This is a genomic window from Bradyrhizobium sp. USDA 4011 (assembly GCF_054063415.1).
The window spans coordinates 608,504-625,684 of record NZ_JBSSGG010000001.1 but is presented as its reverse complement, the minus strand read 5'-3'; the positions used below and the strand labels follow the sequence as shown (position 1 = coordinate 625,684).

The 17,181-nt window shown below is 62.7% G+C and carries 18 protein-coding genes; 13 read left to right on the top strand and 5 right to left on the bottom strand.

Features of this window, described 5'->3' with window-relative positions; genetic code table 11:
• Positions 1-37 precede the first annotated feature (37 nt).
• Positions 38-742, top strand: coding sequence for a glutathione S-transferase family protein (locus tag ACVW1C_RS03170; RefSeq protein ID WP_456757136.1), 705 nt, complete (start codon positions 38-40; stop codon positions 740-742).
• Here the strand turns inward: ACVW1C_RS03170 and ACVW1C_RS03165 are convergent.
• Both ACVW1C_RS03165 and ACVW1C_RS03160 read right to left on the bottom strand, forming a co-directional pair.
• Positions 739-1,293, bottom strand: coding sequence for a disulfide bond formation protein B (locus tag ACVW1C_RS03165; RefSeq protein ID WP_456757135.1), 555 nt, complete (start codon positions 1,291-1,293; stop codon positions 739-741). The two genes, ACVW1C_RS03170 and ACVW1C_RS03165, sit on opposite strands and share 4 nt — an antisense overlap.
• An 8-nt stretch (positions 1,294-1,301) precedes the next feature.
• Positions 1,302-1,460, bottom strand: coding sequence for a DUF5993 family protein (locus ACVW1C_RS03160; protein WP_456757134.1), 159 nt, complete (start codon positions 1,458-1,460; stop codon positions 1,302-1,304).
• A gap of 141 nt (positions 1,461-1,601) precedes the next feature.
• Between ACVW1C_RS03160 and ACVW1C_RS03155 the strand changes: the two genes are divergently transcribed.
• Both ACVW1C_RS03155 and ACVW1C_RS03150 read left to right on the top strand, forming a co-directional pair.
• Positions 1,602-2,930, top strand: coding sequence for a dicarboxylate/amino acid:cation symporter (locus tag ACVW1C_RS03155; RefSeq protein WP_456757133.1), 1,329 nt, complete (start codon positions 1,602-1,604; stop codon positions 2,928-2,930).
• Between the two features lie 278 nt (positions 2,931-3,208).
• On the top strand, positions 3,209-3,811 hold the full coding sequence (locus ACVW1C_RS03150; protein WP_456757132.1) for a glutathione S-transferase family protein: 603 nt from the start codon (positions 3,209-3,211) through the stop codon (positions 3,809-3,811).
• An 830-nt stretch (positions 3,812-4,641) separates the two neighbouring features.
• On the opposite strand, the gene ACVW1C_RS03145 is transcribed toward ACVW1C_RS03150, so the two are convergent.
• Positions 4,642-4,869, bottom strand: a complete 228-nt coding sequence (locus ACVW1C_RS03145) for a DUF6894 family protein (protein ID WP_456757131.1) — start codon at positions 4,867-4,869, stop codon at positions 4,642-4,644.
• Positions 4,870-4,992: 123 nt separating this feature from the next.
• Here ACVW1C_RS03145 and ACVW1C_RS03140 point away from each other — a divergent pair, with 123 nt between their 5' ends.
• Entirely contained in the window at positions 4,993-5,709 is a 717-nt protein-coding gene (locus tag ACVW1C_RS03140) for a Crp/Fnr family transcriptional regulator (protein WP_456757130.1), read from the top strand.
• Positions 5,710-5,991: 282 nt separating this feature from the next.
• Here ACVW1C_RS03140 and ACVW1C_RS03135 read toward each other — a convergent pair whose 3' ends face one another.
• The gene (locus ACVW1C_RS03135) at positions 5,992-7,545 is read right to left on the bottom strand and encodes a winged helix-turn-helix domain-containing tetratricopeptide repeat protein (protein ID WP_456757129.1); all 1,554 of its coding nucleotides are present in this window, start codon (positions 7,543-7,545) and stop codon (positions 5,992-5,994) included.
• A 163-nt stretch (positions 7,546-7,708) separates the two neighbouring features.
• On the opposite strand from ACVW1C_RS03135, the gene ACVW1C_RS03130 reads away from it, so the two are divergent.
• From ACVW1C_RS03130 to ACVW1C_RS03120, 3 genes are all read left to right on the top strand, one after another.
• Positions 7,709-8,749 carry an alpha/beta fold hydrolase gene (locus ACVW1C_RS03130; protein WP_456757128.1) on the top strand — a complete coding sequence of 347 codons (1,041 nt, stop codon included), beginning with the start codon at positions 7,709-7,711 and terminating at the stop codon, positions 8,747-8,749.
• A gap of 19 nt (positions 8,750-8,768) precedes the next feature.
• Positions 8,769-9,278, top strand: a complete 510-nt coding sequence (locus ACVW1C_RS03125) for a cytochrome P460 family protein (RefSeq protein WP_456757127.1) — start codon at positions 8,769-8,771, stop codon at positions 9,276-9,278.
• A gap of 263 nt (positions 9,279-9,541) precedes the next feature.
• Positions 9,542-9,910, top strand: coding sequence for an ArsC family reductase (locus ACVW1C_RS03120; protein ID WP_456757126.1), 369 nt, complete (start codon positions 9,542-9,544; stop codon positions 9,908-9,910).
• 747 nt (positions 9,911-10,657) lie between these two features.
• Here ACVW1C_RS03120 and ACVW1C_RS03115 read toward each other — a convergent pair.
• Positions 10,658-11,275, bottom strand: a complete 618-nt coding sequence (locus ACVW1C_RS03115; protein WP_456757125.1) for a hypothetical protein — start codon at positions 11,273-11,275, stop codon at positions 10,658-10,660.
• Between the two features lie 455 nt (positions 11,276-11,730).
• Here ACVW1C_RS03115 and ACVW1C_RS03110 point away from each other — a divergent pair, with 455 nt between their 5' ends.
• The 6 genes from ACVW1C_RS03110 to ACVW1C_RS03085 all read left to right on the top strand — a co-directional run bounded on the left by ACVW1C_RS03110 (position 11,731) and on the right by ACVW1C_RS03085 (position 17,172).
• Positions 11,731-12,486 (top strand): ABC transporter ATP-binding protein, encoded by a 756-nt coding sequence (locus ACVW1C_RS03110; RefSeq protein WP_173637121.1) that lies wholly within the window; start codon positions 11,731-11,733, stop codon positions 12,484-12,486.
• Positions 12,479-13,222, top strand: a complete 744-nt coding sequence (locus tag ACVW1C_RS03105; protein WP_456757124.1) for an ABC transporter ATP-binding protein — start codon at positions 12,479-12,481, stop codon at positions 13,220-13,222. Before ACVW1C_RS03110 ends, ACVW1C_RS03105 begins: the two co-directional genes overlap by 8 nt.
• A 42-nt stretch (positions 13,223-13,264) precedes the next feature.
• A complete protein-coding gene (locus ACVW1C_RS03100; RefSeq protein ID WP_456757123.1) occupies positions 13,265-14,485 on the top strand; it encodes an ABC transporter substrate-binding protein in 1,221 nt (406 codons plus the stop codon).
• Between the two features lie 64 nt (positions 14,486-14,549).
• A complete protein-coding gene (locus tag ACVW1C_RS03095; protein ID WP_207838663.1) occupies positions 14,550-15,413 on the top strand; it encodes a branched-chain amino acid ABC transporter permease in 864 nt (287 codons plus the stop codon).
• A gap of 1 nt (position 15,414) precedes the next feature.
• The gene (locus tag ACVW1C_RS03090; RefSeq protein WP_456757122.1) at positions 15,415-16,383 is read left to right on the top strand and encodes a branched-chain amino acid ABC transporter permease; all 969 of its coding nucleotides are present in this window, start codon (positions 15,415-15,417) and stop codon (positions 16,381-16,383) included.
• A 144-nt stretch (positions 16,384-16,527) separates the two neighbouring features.
• Positions 16,528-17,172 (top strand): DUF47 domain-containing protein, encoded by a 645-nt coding sequence (locus ACVW1C_RS03085; protein ID WP_420971103.1) that lies wholly within the window; start codon positions 16,528-16,530, stop codon positions 17,170-17,172.
• The last annotated feature ends 9 nt before the right edge of the window (positions 17,173-17,181 follow it).

Genomic DNA, 17,181 nt, shown 5'->3' with positions numbered 1-17,181 from the left:
TTAGCCACCCAAGAACAACCGTGCAAAGAATGTCGACATGACCGATCTGTCAGCCTTTCCAATCACAAGACGCTGGCCCGCCCAGCATCCGGACCGCCTGCAGCTCTATTCGCTGCCGACGCCGAACGGCGTGAAGGTCTCGATCATGCTCGAGGAGATCGGATTGCCCTATGAGGTCCATCTCGTCGACTTCAACACGGACGACCAGAAGACCGTGGAGTTCCTGTCGCTGAACCCGAACGGCAAGATCCCGGCGATCCTCGATCCCGACGGTCCTGGCGGCAAGCCGCTGCCGCTGTTCGAGTCCGGCGCGATCCTGCAATATCTCGCCGAGAAGACCGGCAAGCTGTTGCCGGCGGATGCCGCGCGCCGCTACCAGACGATCCAGTGGGTGCATTTCCAGATCGGCGGCTTAGGGCCGATGTTCGGGCAGGTCGGATTCTTCCACAAATTCGCCGGCAAGGATTATGAGGACAAGCGGCCGCTGCAGCGCTATGTCGCCGAATCCGCGCGCCTGCTCGGCGTGATGGAAACGCATCTCGCCGGGCGGCAATGGTTCATGGACGACGAATACAGCATCGCCGACATCTCGATGCTCGGCTGGGTACGCAATCTGATCGGCTTCTACGGCGCGCGCGAGCTCGTCGAATTCGATCGGTTCAAGGACGTCGCGGCCTGGCTGGAGCGCGGTCTCAAGCGTCCGGCGGTGGAGCGCGGGTTGAATATTCCGAAGCGACCTTAACTCGCCTGCTTCAGCAACTCATAGACGATCGGATTGTCGGCGCAGGCGGCAAAGCCGCACTCGAGCAGGGTGGAGAGCACGTTCAACGCCGTCAGCCCTATCACCAGCCACACCGCACCTTGCGGGAATTGGCCGGACGAGGCGCCCGGCGCCGCGCGGTGATCGAACTGGCGATCGAACAGCAGCATGGCGGCGAGCAGGACGATCGCCGCGATGAATCCGATCAGCGCCCACGTATAATAATGATAGCCGAGCAGCGCCGACCCATAGCCGGCGTCGCCGGGAAGGATGTGCAGCAGGACCTGCCGGGTCGAAACCGAGGCGCCGAGGACAGCCGTCAGCAGTGACAGGGCATAATGGCTCGGCCGCGGTCCGAAGCGGACGTTCAGGATCGGTCCGATCGCCAGCAGGGCGAAAAGGATGCGCTGCAATAAACACAGCGGGCAGGGCAGCTCGTGCAGCAGCAGCTGCGCCGCAAAAGCTGCGGCCAGCAGCAGCGCGAGGCCATAGAGCGCGAGGGCATTGAGGGTCACTGCCTGCGTGTCGGTCATGGCTTGCCTCAGAACGACAGGGTGAGACGGTCGGTGGCGTGGTGCAGCAAGGTCGCGACGCAGGCGACCATGATCACCGCGAACAATCCGATCGCGACCGGACGCGGGCCACGCCAGGCTACCAGCATGGCGATGGTGATGGCGAGAAACAGTGCGGTGAATTCCATCTCAGCCTCCGGATGCGAGCCGGCCGTAGTCTATGACAGATTCGTGTGCGCGCGCGGCGGGCGCGAATGGCCATTGTCGCTTGCGCGCGGCTCCGCCAAGATGGCATCACCAGTTGAGTTCATTCCAGCCCGGGACATCTCATGGCCACAGACGCGATCAAGCCCGCCGCCCATCACAAGCATCAGCCCTGGTACAAGATCCTCTACATCCAGGTGTTGATCGCGATCGTGGCGGGCGTCCTGATCGGGCATTTCTATCCCGGCCTCGGCAAGCAGTTGAAGCCGCTCGGCGACGGCTTCATCGCGCTGATCAAGATGATGATTGCCCCGGTGATCTTCTGCACCGTGGTGCACGGCATCTCCTCGATGGGCGACCTCAAGCGCGTCGGCCGGGTCGGGCTGAAGGCGCTGATCTATTTCGAGGCGGTGTCGACGGTCGCGCTCGCGGTCGGCCTGCTGATCGGCGAGATGCTGCAGCCCGGCCGCGGCTTCAACATCGACCCCGCCACGATCGATCCGAAATCGGTCTCCACTTACGTGACGCAGGCCAAGGAGCAGGGCATCGTTGCCCATTTGATGGCGATCATCCCCGACAGCTTCTTCGGCGCGCTTGCGCGCGGCGACTTGCTGCAGGTGCTGCTGATCTCGATCCTCTCGGGGTTTGCCATTGCCTTGATGGGCAAGCCCGGCGAACCGATCGCCGAGGCAATCGACAAGGCGTCCAAGATGTTCTTCGGCGTCATCCGGATGATCGTCCGCGTCGCGCCGCTCGGCGCGTTCGGCGCGATGGCCTTCACCGTCGGCGCCTACGGCCTCGGCTCGCTGGTGAATCTGGCGGCGCTGATCGGCACGTTCTATCTCACCAGCGTTCTGTTCGTGCTGATCGTGCTGGGCGCGATCGCGCGGCTGGCCGGGTTTTCGATCCTCCGCTTCATCGCCTATATCAAGGACGAGCTCCTGATCGTGCTCGGCACCTCGTCGTCGGAGACGGTGCTGCCGCAGATGATCCAGAAGATGGAGCATCTCGGCGCCTCGCGCTCGGTGGTCGGCCTCGTGGTGCCGACCGGCTACAGCTTCAATCTCGACGGCACCAACATCTACATGACGCTGGCGACGCTGTTCTTGGCGCAGGCCACCAACACCCATCTGACGATCTGGCAGGAGCTCGGCATCCTCGGCATCGCCATGATCACCTCGAAGGGTGCCTCGGGCGTCACCGGCGCCGGCTTCATCACGCTCGCCGCGACGCTGTCGATCGTGCCCGACATTCCGATCCAGTCGATCGCGATCCTGGTCGGCATCGACAAGTTCATGAGCGAGTGCCGCGCGCTCACCAATCTGATCGGTAACGGCGTCGCCTGCGTCGTGATCAGCCTCTCCGAGGGCGAGCTCGACAAGGACGCGCTGCACGAGACCATGGCGCATCCGCTCGAGCTCGGCGAAGCGCTCGAGCCGGGCGGCTCCGGCTAGAGCTGGGGCCGTCGCAGGGGGCGCTGCCAAAATATCGAAAACAACCCCATGCAAAGGAGCCGGCGGCGGCCGGCGTTCGGCCAGGCAACTTGACACGTCGGGCAAATCAGGAATACATTTCTAATATTCCGAAATTGCGCTGGCGCCCGCTCGCCCCAAGGCTTTTGCCTTTTGCCTTTTTGCCCTATGGCAGTTGCGGCTTTTGCAACTGATGCTTCCATAGCGCAGGCGGGAAGAGGGAATGCGCCTCATCCAGCCCAATCCAGGAGCGCTCAACTATGCTCACCGTCTATGGCGAAGGTCGCGGCTTCCGTGTCGTTTGGCTGCTCGAGGAATTGGGATTGCCTTATCGGCTGCGCCCGGTCGATCTGCTCGCAGTCGAGAACGATCGCGATTTCCTCGCGATCAACCCCGCCGGCTTCATTCCTGCACTGCAGGACGGCGAGACGATCATGGTCGAATCGATCGCGATTCTTGAGTACCTGCTCGCCCGCCACGGCTCAGGTTCGCTCGCCGTCGCCCCGGACGATCCCGCCTTCGCTTCCTATCTGCAATTTCTCCACTTGGGCGAGGCCGGGCTCGCCGGTCCGATGAACGCCGTCATTGTCGGTCGCCAACTGGCGCCCGCAGCCGAGCGAGATGCCCGGGTGACCTGCTGGGCACGCGAGACCTTCGAGAGCCGGCCGGACGCGCAGACGGTTAAAAATACGGACAGTCCCCGTCGGAGTACAGGAAGAGATCGGAAATCTAAAGTAAACTCTGAACCTCAAGCAGGTCACAGGCGACAGCCGTCGGTCCTCATGGCTTCTTCCGGCCATCAGCGGACTAAGTGGTCCTTCGGTATCAGCACGAGACCGGTCTGTGAGACGACCTTGGCATAGAAGTGTCGATGACCGCTTTGGGTCAAACTCGGAAGTCGGAGCGCGCGATCGCGACGACCGCTTCACTACCGGCACCGGACCTTCAATAGCCAGCGCGGCACTTCCGAAAGGGGCTATAAGCGGACAGCGCGCTCTAGAGTCCCGTCAGTGCACGGTTCACTGAAATCCCTTGCAGCCTCTTCTCATCTGCATTCGGACGCAATATTATCTTCCACTCAATTGTGACTAGCGGGATTCCAGCCCATCTTGCGTAATCGCATTCGTAATACACGCCGCGCCGCCCGACTCCTCTCGCGCATCTCGCGCCAGCGGAAACCAGCTCTTTCTGCAAAACTTGAAGATCTGAACCCGCAGGAAAGCGACTGTTCAGATATTTTTGCGCGGCGCTCACAATCTCTTTTCGCGGCAAGGACTCGAAATACTTGAAATCGAAAGTCGTCGGATCTCCTCCCATCGCTTCTTCACAACACATGGATGGAAATACGAAGACTAGTAGTGACACCCAACCTGCCGAGCCCGAGCGCATCTCCCATGTCCTTCAGCCAGTTGTTAGATTACGAAAATCTGACGGCGCGGAAAATACAAGTTACTCTGCTAGTGACTCTACGATGTATTCAATTGGTTTGGGCATGCACAGCTATTGCAATTTGCAGGTGGTTGCTCCGGCCGAAGTCTTGTCTTGATGTCTGCTGAGGGTCAAACTGAGACCTCGCATTGGCGGGTCGGCACTTCCGGTCTTCATTCGGAAACGGACTTCATCACGGCCGTCCGGCATGTCTCAAGAGGGCCAGAAGCCCCAAGCCAGAAGTGAGACAGCTGCCGACAGACGTTCAGTGCCTTTCAGCCAGCAGGCGGAGAACCCACAATAGATTTCCTTCTGCATCGGTTACTTCCATCCGCCATTCCAGGTCTGGCCTCAGCGTGCCATCCAGGTCTTGGAGGAGCTTTCCAGCAGTGATCGTGGCCTCCTTCCAGGCTGCGTCATCGTTGGGAAGCTCTTCGCCGATTTCGTCGGGAAAATGCCGCTTCCCATGCTCGATGTGAAAAAAATACCGCATTCGGACGACCGATCGGCATAATTGACGTAGCGGGATAATATTTAACCTGTGCGCTCGTTCCGGGCGTATGGTGGGGTGGAACCGGACGGCTTCCTATCTCGAACGGTTGACAAGGAACATAAGATGCCGATCGAGATGATGATCCGCAAGCTGCGGCAGCACTCTGAGTTGCCCAACGAAGATGTTCAAGCCCTCCGGTCGATCGTCGCGCCGGTGAAGAGTTTGCCGCCAGATTCACCGATCGTTCGCGAGGGGGACAATAGCACCCAATGCTGCGTGGTTCTGAGCGGCTTCGCCTATCGGTCCAAAGTGTCGGAAGACGGCAAGCGACAGATCCTATCGTTTCACATCGCGGGCGACATACCCGATCTTCATGGCCTGATATTGAAGCGGATGGATCACGACCTGACGACGCTCTCAAAAGCGCAGGTTGGTTTTATCGATCACGATGAGCTCGAACGGACCCTTGGTACGCGACCGGCTTTGGCTAGAGCGCTCTGGCGCGAGTCGCTTGTTGACGCCGCGCTGTTCCGGCAATGGATCGTCAATCTGGGCACACGATCGGCATCGGGACGTATGGCCTATTTGATTGCGGAATTGCGCCAGCGGCTTGGAGCGATGGATATGGTCGCTAACGAGCAGTTTGACTTTCCGGTTACTCAATCGAAGCTGGCCGACGCGCTTGGACTGAGCGTCGTGCATGTCAACCGCGTCCTGCAGGCGTTCCGAACCCAAGGCATTCTTGATTTCAAGCGCTCTGTCGTCACGCTGGGCGACCTCGAAAAGATCGCCCAACTCGGGGGCTTTGACAGCCTTGAGAACGATATCGGCGCGAAGTAGCGCCTGCTGCGGTCTGGGAGAAACGCGAGGGCTTCGCTTGGGGTCAAACTCGACAAAACTCAAGGTGAGCATAATGCGTCCGCTTTCGGGCACACCGCGACCGCTCCCATCGGCACGGGCTCATTGAGCCTCACTGCCGAGCCATGTTCAAATCTTGATCCGAAGGGGCCAAATCATGCGCTACGGCTCTCCGACGAGGAATGGACTGCCATCAGGCCGATGCTGCCAAACAAGCCGTGCGGCGTACCACGGGTGAATGGTCGTCGCGTCCTCCGAGCGGCGTCAGTCGGGGACGCCGGCCGCCTTGAGGGTTTCACGATAGGTCGCGGACATCGCTTGCACCGGGAAGGGAATCCGCGCCAGGAAGCCTGATATCGTGAACTCCGGATCGACCTTGAGCAATTCGCGCGCGATCTGGGTCGCGCGCTCGTTGTCGCCGGTCTTGACCAGCGCCACGATCAAGACGCGCAGCGCCACCGCGAAGCGGCGGTTCTGCGCCAGCGCCTTGTCGGCCCATGTCACCGCTTCGGCAAAGTTTCCGTCGAGCACCGCGCAGATCGCGAGCGCCGCGGAGGCGAACCAGCCGCGCGGGTCGCGCGGGTTCAGCCGCTGCGCGCGCTCGATCATGGCGCGGCCGGCCGTCTGGTTGCCGCGCATCGCCTCGATCCAGCCGCAGAGGACGAGCGCCATTGCCGAGTTCGGGTTGATCGCAAGCGACCGCTCGAACAATTTGCGCGCGGGCTCGATCTCGTCGGCCATGTTCCAGATCGCGAACGCCGCCATCCACAGCACCTGCGGGTCACCGGGCGCGAGCTCGACCGCGCGCCAGGCCTGCGCGACCGCGCGTTCCCGGTAGGAGTCATCAGGCTTCAGCCAACCCTGGACGTGACGCATCGCGTGGCAATAGGCCGACGCCGCCAGCGCCGGCGCGTAAGCCGGATCGAGCGCCAGCGCCTGGTCGAGGCAATCCAGCGCAGCTTCCATGCTCTCGGGCGTGAACTCATACCTCAGACTGTACGCGCGCAGCAGCAGGTCGTAGGCGTCGAGCCTGTCGGGCGGCGCCGCCCGCACCCGCTCGGCCTCCGCGACCAGCAAGGTCGGCTCGATCGCGCCGACCACGTTCTCGGTGATGCGGTCCTGCAGGTCGAACACGTCGGTCGCCGCGCCGTCGAACCGGTCGGCCCACAGATGCGCGCCGGAGGCGGCGTCGATCAACTGGCCGGTGATGCGCAGGCGGTCGCCGCCGCGGCGGACGCTGCCTTCGAGCACGTAGCCGACGCCGAGATCGCGCCCGACCTGGCGGATATCGACTGCCTTGCCCTTGTAGGTGAAGGCGGAGTTGCGCGCGATCACGGTGAGGCGGCTGCAGCGCGCCAGCGCGGTGGTGATGTCCTCGGCGATCCCGTCGGCGAAGTAATCCTGCTCGGGGTCGCCGCTCATATTGGTGAAGGGCAGCACCGCGATCGACGGACCCTCGCTCGGCCGCGGCGGGACGGCTTTGTCCGCGACCGGATGATCGGGCGCGCTGTCCTCCCTGACATCGCCGACAAAGCGCAGGCCTTTGCGGGGCAGTGTGCGGATCAGCCGCTGCTCCTCGCCATTGTCGCCGATCGCGGTCCGTGCCGCATTGACCCGGCTGCTCAGCGTCGCTTCCGACACGATCCGCCCGTGCCAGACCGCCGCCAGCACCTCGTCGCGGCTGACGACGCGGTCGCGGGCGCGGATCAGGAACTCGAGCAGGTCGAAGACCTGCGGCTCGACGGCCACCAGGGTACCGCCGCGGCGCAGCTCCCGGCGCCCGGAGTCGAGGGTCAAGTCGTTGAAATGGTAAGCCAAAGTTGACGATCCGGCGGCCGGCGGCTGAATGCGGGGCGGAACCTAGCACAGGCGGCGTGGGGCCAAAATCACGACGGTCTGAAGGACAAATCCACGTCCTCTGAAAGCGGACTGGGGCGGTCTCTGCAATATTCAATCCCGACACCAGACGCAGGAGATCGCCATGTCCCAATCCATCAATCAGCAACGCCGCCACTTCCTTGGCATCGCCGGCGGGATCCTCGCCGTTTCCAGGCTCGGCTTCATCGGATCGGCTGAGGCCCAGTCCAAGCCGGTGCTTTCAGCGGTCAAGGCCGGTAGCCACACCACGATCGGTCCGGTCAAGCAGATCAATGCCGGCGTGCTCGATACCGGTTATGTCGAAATGGGCCCGGCGTCGGGTCCCGCAGTGATCCTGCTGCACGGCTGGCCGTATGACATCCACAGCTACGCCGACGTCGCGCCGGCGCTGGCCGAGGCCGGCTATCGCGTGATCGTGCCGCATCTGCGCGGCTACGGCACCACGCGCTTCCTCTCCAGCGACACGATGCGCAGCGGCCAGCCGGTCGCGGTCGCCGCCGACATCATTGCGCTGATGGACGCCTTGAAGATCGAGAAGGCCGTGCTCGGCGGCTATGATTGGGGTGCGCGCACCGCCAACATCATGGCGGTGCTCTGGCCCGAGCGCTGCAAGGCGATGGTGTCGGTCAGCGGCTATCTGATCGGCAGCCAGGCGGCCGGCAAGGTGCCGCTGCCGCCGAAGGCCGAGCTACAATGGTGGTACCAGTTCTATTTCGCGACCGAGCGCGGCCGCGAGGGCTATGCCAAGAACCGGCACGATTTCAACAAGCTGATCTGGCAGCTCGCCTCGCCGCAGTGGAAGTTCGACGACGCCACCTACGACCGCAGCGCGGCCGCGTTCGAGAATCCCGACCACGTCGATATCGTGATCCACAATTACCGCTGGCGGCTGGGTCTCGCCGAGGGCGAGGCGAAGTACGACGCGTTCGAGAAGACGCTCGCGGAGGCGCCTGTGATCGCGATCCCGACCATCACGATGGAAGGCGATGCCAATGGCGCGCCGCATCCGGAGCCCGCGGCCTATGCCAAGAAGTTCTCCGGATATTACGAGCATCGGCAGCTCGCCGGCGGCATCGGCCACAATCTGCCGCAGGAAGCGCCGCAGGCCTTCACCCAGGCCATCATCGACATCAGCAAGGCCTGAGCGAGCCCGGACAGGGATCATGAGACAGGTTGTGAAATGGGCAGCTGCCGCGATCGCGGCAGCCTGCTTCAGCGCGTCATTGCCGTTTGCCGTCGGGCGCGCCGACGACGCAGCGCTGGCATCGCCGATCTTCGGCGTGAAAATTCCCGACGGCTATCGCGACTGGAAGCTGATCGCGGTCGGCGAGGAGACCGGGCTCGACGAATTGCGCAGTGTGCTTGGCAATGCGACCGCCGTGAAGGCCTATCAGGACGGTGCCGCGCGATTCCCCGACGGCACCGTGCTGGTGAAGCTCGCCTGGAAGCGCAAGCCGGTCGCGGGCCTCAACGGTGCGTTCATCGCCGGGCAGGCGACCACCGTCCAGGTCATGGTCAAGGACTCCGCCAGATATGCTTCGACCGGCGGCTGGGGCTTTGGCCGCTTCATCGACGGCAAGCCGGTCGATGCCGCCCAGCACGAGACGTGCTTCGCCTGCCACGACGCGCATGCCAGCGATCACGATTTCGTCTTCACGCGCTACGCGCATTGAGCGCCACCAATATCAGTGTGGAGACCGCTTCTTCTCGTCATACCCCCGCTGTCATCGCCCGGCTTGACCGGGCGATCCAGTATTCCAGAGGCGGCTGTGAGACACGGAGATGCCGCGGCGTACTGGGTCCCCCGGTCGAGCCGGGGGACTACACCGAGTATTGGGCACTACGCCTTCTTCACGCCCTCGCGGCGCGGTCTGATCTGGCGCTGCCGTTGCAGTGAGGCTAGTTTCCCCGCAGCAATCGCATGCGGGGAACGGCTTTGACCATCACCATCTACGGCATCAAGAACTGCGACACCATGAAGAAGGCGCGCAGCTGGCTCGACGATCACGGCGTCGCCTATGACTTCCACGACTACAAGACCGCCGGGATCGCCAAGGACAAGCTCAAGCAGTGGAGCGACGAGGTCGGCTGGGAGACGCTGCTCAACCGCGCCGGCACGACCTTCAAGAAGCTGCCCGATACCGACAAGGAAGGTTTGAACGAGCGCAAGGCGCTGGCGCTGATGGCCGAGCAGCCCTCGATGATCAAGCGTCCGGTGCTCGATCTCGGGCCGAAGCGCGTCGTCGGCTTCAAGCCGGACATCTACGCCAAGGAAGTGCCGGCAAAGGCACGCAAGGACGGCTGATGCGTTCGGCGCAAACTGGAGCGTCTACTCATAAATCCGGGACCGTCCGCTTTCGAGAGGTAGCGGACACGCGGCCTCGACCGCAGGGATGTCGCCTTTTGACCCAGAGCGGAATTCACCGGCCCCACTCCCGCAATTCGTCCAAGCGCAAGTCGCCCATGTAAATTGCGTCGACGACTGCGAAGACTTGGGGTGCAAGGGCGGTTCCGATGACATCGGATCGCTTGAGGGCCGTACCCGCGAGGTTACCTCCGGACGTCAGACGACCCCCTGCGTCCACAACCATGAACTGAGGCGATGCCTTCACAATACGGTAGTCGAGAGCGACAGCGAAACGGTCCAATCGAGTGGCCCCATCGCCCCATTTCCCTAGCACTAGATCGAAGGTTGCGCCGTGATCAGGTCGTCGTTCAGCCCATCCGACGAAATATGCCGCTACTGCCTCGCCATCTCGATAGATGAACCCCCAAACTCGCTTCGTAGCACATCCACAACAATTGCAATGTCCAACGTTCGCGCCGGTTTGCTCGGTCTTGAAGGATCGCCAGTTAGGTGCAGTTGAGCGATGAGACACTGGTGCTTCCCTTCGATTGTTGCGGTCTGTCAGCATAGAGGAAGCTTTTCTGTCATCCAATGTCTCTTCCTGGCCCTTTGCTGACATACACTTGGAGATCGTCGATGTCTGCTTTTGAGGGCAACTCGGACATCGTATCCCGCGCACGTGCGTACCGGATTCATGAGTACGCCCTAGATCAGTTCGACTGAATCCTGGCTCGGCGGATGATCTGCCGGCACGAACCTGCGGTCGATCACGGCGCGAACCGTGACGACCGGCACGGCCTTCGCCTTGACGCCCATCAGATTGTGCAGCCGGAATCCGCCCTCGATGCTGATCGCCTTGTAGGAGCCGATGATGTGCTCGACGGTGTCGCCGCGCCCGAACGGCAGCAGCAGCCGCTCATAAGATACGTCCTTGCCGTCGGCGTCGGTGACCTCGGCAACCGTGTAGGTCGGCCGCTTGCGCGCGAGGCAAGCACGATAGGACAGGATGACGCCGGCATAGCGCTCCGGGCCGATCGCATCATCGAGATAGCGGTTGGTGCGCAGTCGCGGCTCGACGTGCTCGTTGCCATAGGCCGTCGTCAGCCGCGCGCCTTCCTGCGTGATCAGGAAGCGTGCCGCGTCACCGCTGCCGACCACGTCAAAGCCCATCATGTCGGCGCGCTCGTCGGCGGTGCCGTCGGTGTGGAAATCGCACAGCAAGGGAAGGGCGTCCGGCGAGCGCTGCGCGCGCAGCCAGGCGTTCAGCAGCACCCTCTGGGTGATCGATTTGACCACCGATGGATCGGCGCTCCTGAATGGCATGGGCTAGCCGAAGCGTGGGATGGTTGGGTCGCGGGCATAAAGCCGCAGCCACGTGTTCAGAAAATCACGTTGCCGGATCGACTTGATGACCGAGGAATTGGCGCTCTCGAAATGCAAGGCTCCGACCGCCCTTAATACAATGGCGGAAGCTTCGGCGAGAGGCGGAAATATTCTATGAAAGGGAAAGTCCGGAGCAAAACACCCTTAACGGCGGCTTTCCGAGGCGCAAAGCGCGCTCAGAGGCCATTCGACTAAGGATCAACCGGAACTGGTCGTGCGAATACTGCACTGCACAGCTTTCCACCTTGCGTAACCGCCACAGATGACGGCATATTCCGGCCCGGAGGCGACAGGCCCCGGACGGTTTCCAAGACGTACGGACAACCTGTCGAACACGAAAAAGGCTGGCCACGCGGGCGACGGGCTTCGCGGCGATGGCGTATGGGGGAATCTATTTGGCCGATGAGTTCATTCTCGAAACCAGCGGATTGACCAAGGAATTCGCGGGTTTCTTTGCCGTTCGCGACGTTGCGCTGAAGGTGCGTCGCGGCAGTATCCATGCGTTGATCGGGCCGAACGGCGCCGGCAAGACGACCTGTTTCAATCTGCTGACCAAATTCCTGAAGCCGACCGGCGGGCAGATTCGCTACAAGGGCCAGGACATCACCGCGATGCCGCCGGCCGACGTGGCGCGGCTCGGGCTGGTCCGTTCGTTCCAGATTTCGGCGGTATTTCCGCACATGACGGCGCTCGAAAACGTCCGCGTGGCGCTGCAGCGCCAGCACGGCTCGTCATTCGATTTCTGGCGTTCGAAGACCGTGCTCGACCGCTTCAATCCGCGCGCCCATGAACTGCTGAACGACGTCGGCTTGAGCGAATTCGCCAATACCCCGGCGGTGGAGATGCCGTACGGCCGCAAGCGCGCACTTGAAATTGCAACAACGCTCGCGCTCGACCCCGAGATGATGCTGCTCGACGAACCGATGGCCGGCATGGGCCACGAGGACATCGACAAGATCGCGGCGCTGATCAAGCGGATCTCCGCCAAATACACCATCCTGATGGTCGAACATAACCTCTCGGTGGTCGCCAACCTCTCCGACATCATCACCGTGCTGACGCGCGGGCAGGTGCTGGCGGAGGGCAACTACGCCGACCTCTCCAAGGACGAGCGCGTGAAGGAAGCCTATCTGGGAGCGGGTCATGGCTGAGGCAAAACTGGCGGAGAGGCCCGTGGCTGCGGCCGGCGCCGAGGTGCTGACGGTCAGCGATCTGCAGGCCTGGTACGGCGAATCCCACATTCTTCACGGCATCAATTTCAACGTGAAGGCGGGCGAAGTGGTGACGCTGCTCGGCCGCAACGGCGCCGGCAAGACCACGACGCTGAAGTCGATCATGGGCGTCATCGGCAAGCGCACCGGCTCGATCCGTTTCGACAACAAGGAGATCATCCGCGCCACGTCGGACAAGATTGCGCGGCTCGGCATCGCATTCTGCCCCGAGGAGCGCGGCATCTTCGCCAGCCTCGACGTGCGCGAGAACTTGCTGCTGCCGCCGGTGGTGCGCCCGGGCGGCCTGTCGCTCGACCAGATCTTCACGCTGTTTCCCAACCTGAAGGAGCGGCTCACCAGCCAGGGCACCAAGCTGTCGGGCGGCGAGCAGCAGATGCTGGCGATTGCGCGCATCCTGCGCACCGGCGCGCGCTTCCTGATGCTGGACGAGCCGACCGAAGGGCTGGCGCCGGTCATCATTCAGCAGATCGGGCACACTATTGCGCGGCTGAAGTCGGAGGGATTCACCATCCTGCTGGTCGAACAGAATTTCCGCTTCGCCTCGACCGTTGCCGACCGCTACTACATCGTCGAGCACGGCAAGGTGATCGACGGCTTCGCCAATTCGGAGCTGTCGGCCAACATGGACAAGCTGCATACCTATCTCGGCGTGTGAAATCGCCGGAGCCAGAAAATTTAAGAACTGAGGGAATACGCCATGAGGAATACGATTTCAGCGCTTCTGCTCGGCACCACGATGGTGCTCTCCGTCGCCAGCATCGCCTCCGCTGACGACAAGACAGTCAAGATCGGCGTGTTGTCGGATCAGTCCGGCCTCTATGCCGACCTCGCCGGCCCCGGCTCGACGCTGGCGGCGCAGATGGCGATCGAGGATTCCGGCCTCAAGGCCAAGGGCTGGACCATCGACCTGATCTCCGGTGATCACCAGAACAAGCCCGATATCGGCACCACCATCGCCCGCCAGTGGTTCGACGTCGACAAGGTCGACACCATCGTCGACGTGCCGAATTCCGGCGTAGCCCTCGCGGTCAACAACGTCGTGAAGGAGAAGAACGGCGTCTATATCAATTCGGGCGCCGCGACTTCCGATCTCACCAACGCGCAGTGCACGCCGAACACCGTGCACTGGACCTACGATACCTACATGCTGGCGCACGCCACCGGCCAGGCGCTGGTGAAGGCGGGCGGGGACACCTGGTTCTTCCTGACCGCCGACTACGCGTTCGGCGCGGCGCTGGAGCGCGACACCACCGCCGTCATCCTCGCCAACGGCGGCAAGGTGGTCGGCGGCGTCAAGCACCCGCTCAACACCGCGGACTTCTCCTCGTTCCTGCTGCAGGCACAGGCCTCCAAGGCCAAGATCATCGGTCTCGCCAATGCCGGCGGCGACACCACCAACTCGATCAAGCAGGCGGCCGAGTTCGGCATCGTCAAGGGCGGCCAGAAGCTCGCGGCGCTGCTGCTGTTCATCACCGACGTCAAGGCGATCGGGCTGGAGACCGCGCAGGGCCTCAACTTCACCGAGACGTTCTACTGGGACCTCAACGACAACACCCGTGCGTTCTCGAAGCGCTTCTCGGAGAAGATGAAGAGCGGTGCTCCCCCGACCATGGTGCAGGCCGGCGTCTATGCGGGCCTGCTGCATTACTTCAAGGCGCTGGAAGCGCTCGGCGGCAATCCGCATGACGGCGCCAAGGTGGTCGCGAAGATGAAGACCATCCCGACCGACGATCCGCTGTTCGGCAAGGGCGAGGTCGAGGCCAACGGCCGCGTCACTCACGACGCCTATCTGTTCGAGGTGAAGAAGCCCTCGGAGTCCAAGGGTCCGTGGGACTTCTACAAGCTGGTCGGCACCGTGCCGGGCAACCAGGCCTTCACGCCGCTCGACAAGAGCACCTGTGCGCTTCTGAAGAAGTGACGATCATGCCCGCCGGCCATGGGCGTGGCCGGCGGGCTTCATCTATCCAGCGAAAGCTCATTCGATGCAGGCTCTCTACGCACAGCTTCTGGTGGGACTGATCAACGGCTCGTTCTACGCGCTGCTCAGTCTGGGGCTCGCCGTCATCTTCGGCATGCTCAACATCATCAATTTCGCGCATGGCGCACTCTACATGATGGGCGCCTTCGTGGCGTATTTCCTGCTCAATCTGGGCGGCATCAACTACTGGTGGGCGCTGCTCATCGCACCTGTCATCGTCGGCATCTTCGGCATGATCCTCGAGCGGACCATGCTGCAATGGCTCGCCGGCCTCGACCACCTCTACGGACTGCTGCTGACGTTCGGCATCGCGCTGATCGTGCAGGGCGTGTTCCAGAACTATTTCGGCTCCTCCGGCCTGCCTTACTCGATCCCGGATCAGCTCAAGGGCGGCGTCAATCTTGGCTTCATGTTCTTACCCGTCTATCGCGGCTGGGTCGTGATCTTCTCGCTGGTGGTGTGCCTTGCCACCTGGTTCCTGATCGAGAAGACGCAGCTCGGCGCCTACTTGCGCGCCGCCACCGAGAACCCGACGCTGGTGCGGGCCTTCGGCATCAACGTGCCGCGCATGATCACGCTGACCTACGGGCTCGGCGTCGGTCTCGCCGCGCTCGCCGGCGTGCTGTCGGCGCCGATCAACCAGGTCCGCCCGCTGATGGGCGCCGATCTCATCATCGTGGTGTTCGCGGTGGTCGTGATCGGCGGCATGGGCTCGATCATGGGCTCGATCATCACCGGCTTCGCGCTCGGCGTGATCGAGGGACTGACCAAGTATTTTTATCCCGAGGCCTCCAACACCGTGGTGTTTGTCCTGATGGTGGTGGTGTTGCTGGTGAAGCCAACGGGACTGACGGGACGGGCGGCCTGATATGTCAGCATTGACCGACGATACACTTCCGATGACGCCGCGCGCGATGCGCGACGAGATGATCGTGTTCGCCGTGATGGCGGTGCTGCTCGCAGTGGTGCCATTCACGGGGATCTATCCCTTCTTCGTGATGCAGGCGCTGTGCTTTGCGCTGCTCGCCTGCGCCTTCAACCTTTTGATCGGCTATGGCGGCCTGCTGTCGTTCGGCCACGCCATGTTCCTCGGCACCGCCGGCTACGTCTCGGCGCATGCGCTGAAGGTGTGGGGGTTGCCGCCGGAGCTCGGCATCGTGGCCGGCACCGCCGCGGCCGCCTTGCTCGGCCTCGTCACCGGCTTCATCTCGATCCGCCGCCAGGGCATCTATTTCTCGATGATCACGCTGGCGCTGTCGCAGCTGCTCTATTTCATCTATCTGCAGGCGCCGTTCACCCATGGTGAAGACGGCATCCAGGGCATCCCGCAGGGGCACCTGTTCGGGATCTTCGACCTGACGAAGCCGACGGTGCTCTACTACGTCGTGCTGGTCGGATTCCTCGCCGGCTTCCTGCTGATCTACCGCACCATCAACTCGCCGTTCGGCGAGGTGCTGAAGTCGATCCGCGAGAACGAGCCGCGCGCGATCTCGCTCGGCTACAAGACCGACCAGTACAAGATGCTGGCCTACATCCTGTCGGGCACGCTGGCGGGCTTTGCGGGCTCGCTGAAGGTGTTCGTGGCGCAGAACGCCTCGCTCACCGACGTGCACTGGTCGATGTCCGGCGAAATCGTGCTGATGACGCTGGTCGGCGGTCTCGGGACCATCTTCGGCCCGGTGGTCGGCGCATTCGTGATCATCGCCATGCAGCAATATCTCGCCGGTTTCGGCCAGTGGGTGACGGTGATCCAGGGCGTGATCTTCGTGGCCTGCGTGCTGCTGTTCCGGCGCGGCCTGGTCGGTGAACTGGCCCACCTGCTGCGGCGCTCGCTGTAGGGCAGGGCACGCGATTTGCTGCCGACTTAGCGGTGGACGACCGCCGGTTCGGGCGGTCGGTCCCGGTGTTTTCCCCGCCAGATGCTCTATGACAGTTCTGTGACAGTCGCTAAAAGGGCTGTCCTGGAATGATGGAATTGAGACATGCTGCGCTGGTTTCGCGCCTTTCTGCCCAAGGAAGAGCGATTTTTCGACCTGTTCGCCCGCCACGCCCAGACCTCCGTGCAGTGCGCGCTGGCGCTGCAGGACATGCTGAAGGGCGGCGAGGAGACCCCGGTCTTCTGCCAGCGCGTCAACCAGTTCGAGAACGACGCCGATAGCGTCACCCGTGAGGTCCTGACCGCCGTTCGCCGAACCTTCATCACCCCGTTCGACCGCGGCGACATCAAGAACCTGATCACCGCGATGGACGACGCGGTCGACCAGATGCAGGCGACCGCAAAGGCGGTGATGCTGTTCGAGGTGCGCGAGTTCGAGCCGCCGATGCGCGAGATGGGCGGCCTGATCGTCGAATGCGCCAATCTGGTCGGCCGCGCGCTGCCTCTGCTGCAGGCGATCGGCCACAACGTCTCGATGCTGACCCAGATCACCGAGGAGCTGACCAAGCTCGAGGGGCGGGTCGACGATCTCCAGGATATCGGGCTCAGGGAGCTGTTCCTGAAGCACCGCGACGCCAACGCGATGGACTTCATCGTCGGTGCGGAGATCTACGACCACCTCGAGAAGGTGGCCGACCGCTTCGACGACGTCGCCAACGAGATCAACTCGATCGTGATTGAACAGGTTTAGGGCAGGGAC

Excerpts from the sequence above, each read along its gene's own strand:
- ACVW1C_RS03170 (WP_456757136.1), top strand. The coding sequence starts at position 38 with ATGACCGATCTGTCAGCCTTTCCAATCACAAGACGCTGGCCCGCCCAG.
- ACVW1C_RS03165 (WP_456757135.1), bottom strand. The coding sequence starts at position 1,293 with ATGACCGACACGCAGGCAGTGACCCTCAATGCCCTCGCGCTCTATGGC.
- ACVW1C_RS03160 (WP_456757134.1), bottom strand. The coding sequence starts at position 1,460 with ATGGAATTCACCGCACTGTTTCTCGCCATCACCATCGCCATGCTGGTA.
- ACVW1C_RS03155 (WP_456757133.1), top strand. The coding sequence starts at position 1,602 with ATGGCCACAGACGCGATCAAGCCCGCCGCCCATCACAAGCATCAGCCC.
- ACVW1C_RS03150 (WP_456757132.1), top strand. The coding sequence starts at position 3,209 with ATGCTCACCGTCTATGGCGAAGGTCGCGGCTTCCGTGTCGTTTGGCTG.
- ACVW1C_RS03145 (WP_456757131.1), bottom strand. The coding sequence starts at position 4,869 with ATGCGGTATTTTTTTCACATCGAGCATGGGAAGCGGCATTTTCCCGAC.
- ACVW1C_RS03140 (WP_456757130.1), top strand. The coding sequence starts at position 4,993 with ATGCCGATCGAGATGATGATCCGCAAGCTGCGGCAGCACTCTGAGTTG.
- ACVW1C_RS03130 (WP_456757128.1), top strand. The coding sequence starts at position 7,709 with ATGTCCCAATCCATCAATCAGCAACGCCGCCACTTCCTTGGCATCGCC.
- ACVW1C_RS03125 (WP_456757127.1), top strand. The coding sequence starts at position 8,769 with ATGAGACAGGTTGTGAAATGGGCAGCTGCCGCGATCGCGGCAGCCTGC.
- ACVW1C_RS03115 (WP_456757125.1), bottom strand. The coding sequence starts at position 11,275 with ATGCCATTCAGGAGCGCCGATCCATCGGTGGTCAAATCGATCACCCAG.
- ACVW1C_RS03105 (WP_456757124.1), top strand. The coding sequence starts at position 12,479 with ATGGCTGAGGCAAAACTGGCGGAGAGGCCCGTGGCTGCGGCCGGCGCC.
- ACVW1C_RS03100 (WP_456757123.1), top strand. The coding sequence starts at position 13,265 with ATGAGGAATACGATTTCAGCGCTTCTGCTCGGCACCACGATGGTGCTC.
- ACVW1C_RS03095 (WP_207838663.1), top strand. The coding sequence starts at position 14,550 with ATGCAGGCTCTCTACGCACAGCTTCTGGTGGGACTGATCAACGGCTCG.
- ACVW1C_RS03090 (WP_456757122.1), top strand. The coding sequence starts at position 15,415 with ATGTCAGCATTGACCGACGATACACTTCCGATGACGCCGCGCGCGATG.
- ACVW1C_RS03085 (WP_420971103.1), top strand. The coding sequence starts at position 16,528 with ATGCTGCGCTGGTTTCGCGCCTTTCTGCCCAAGGAAGAGCGATTTTTC.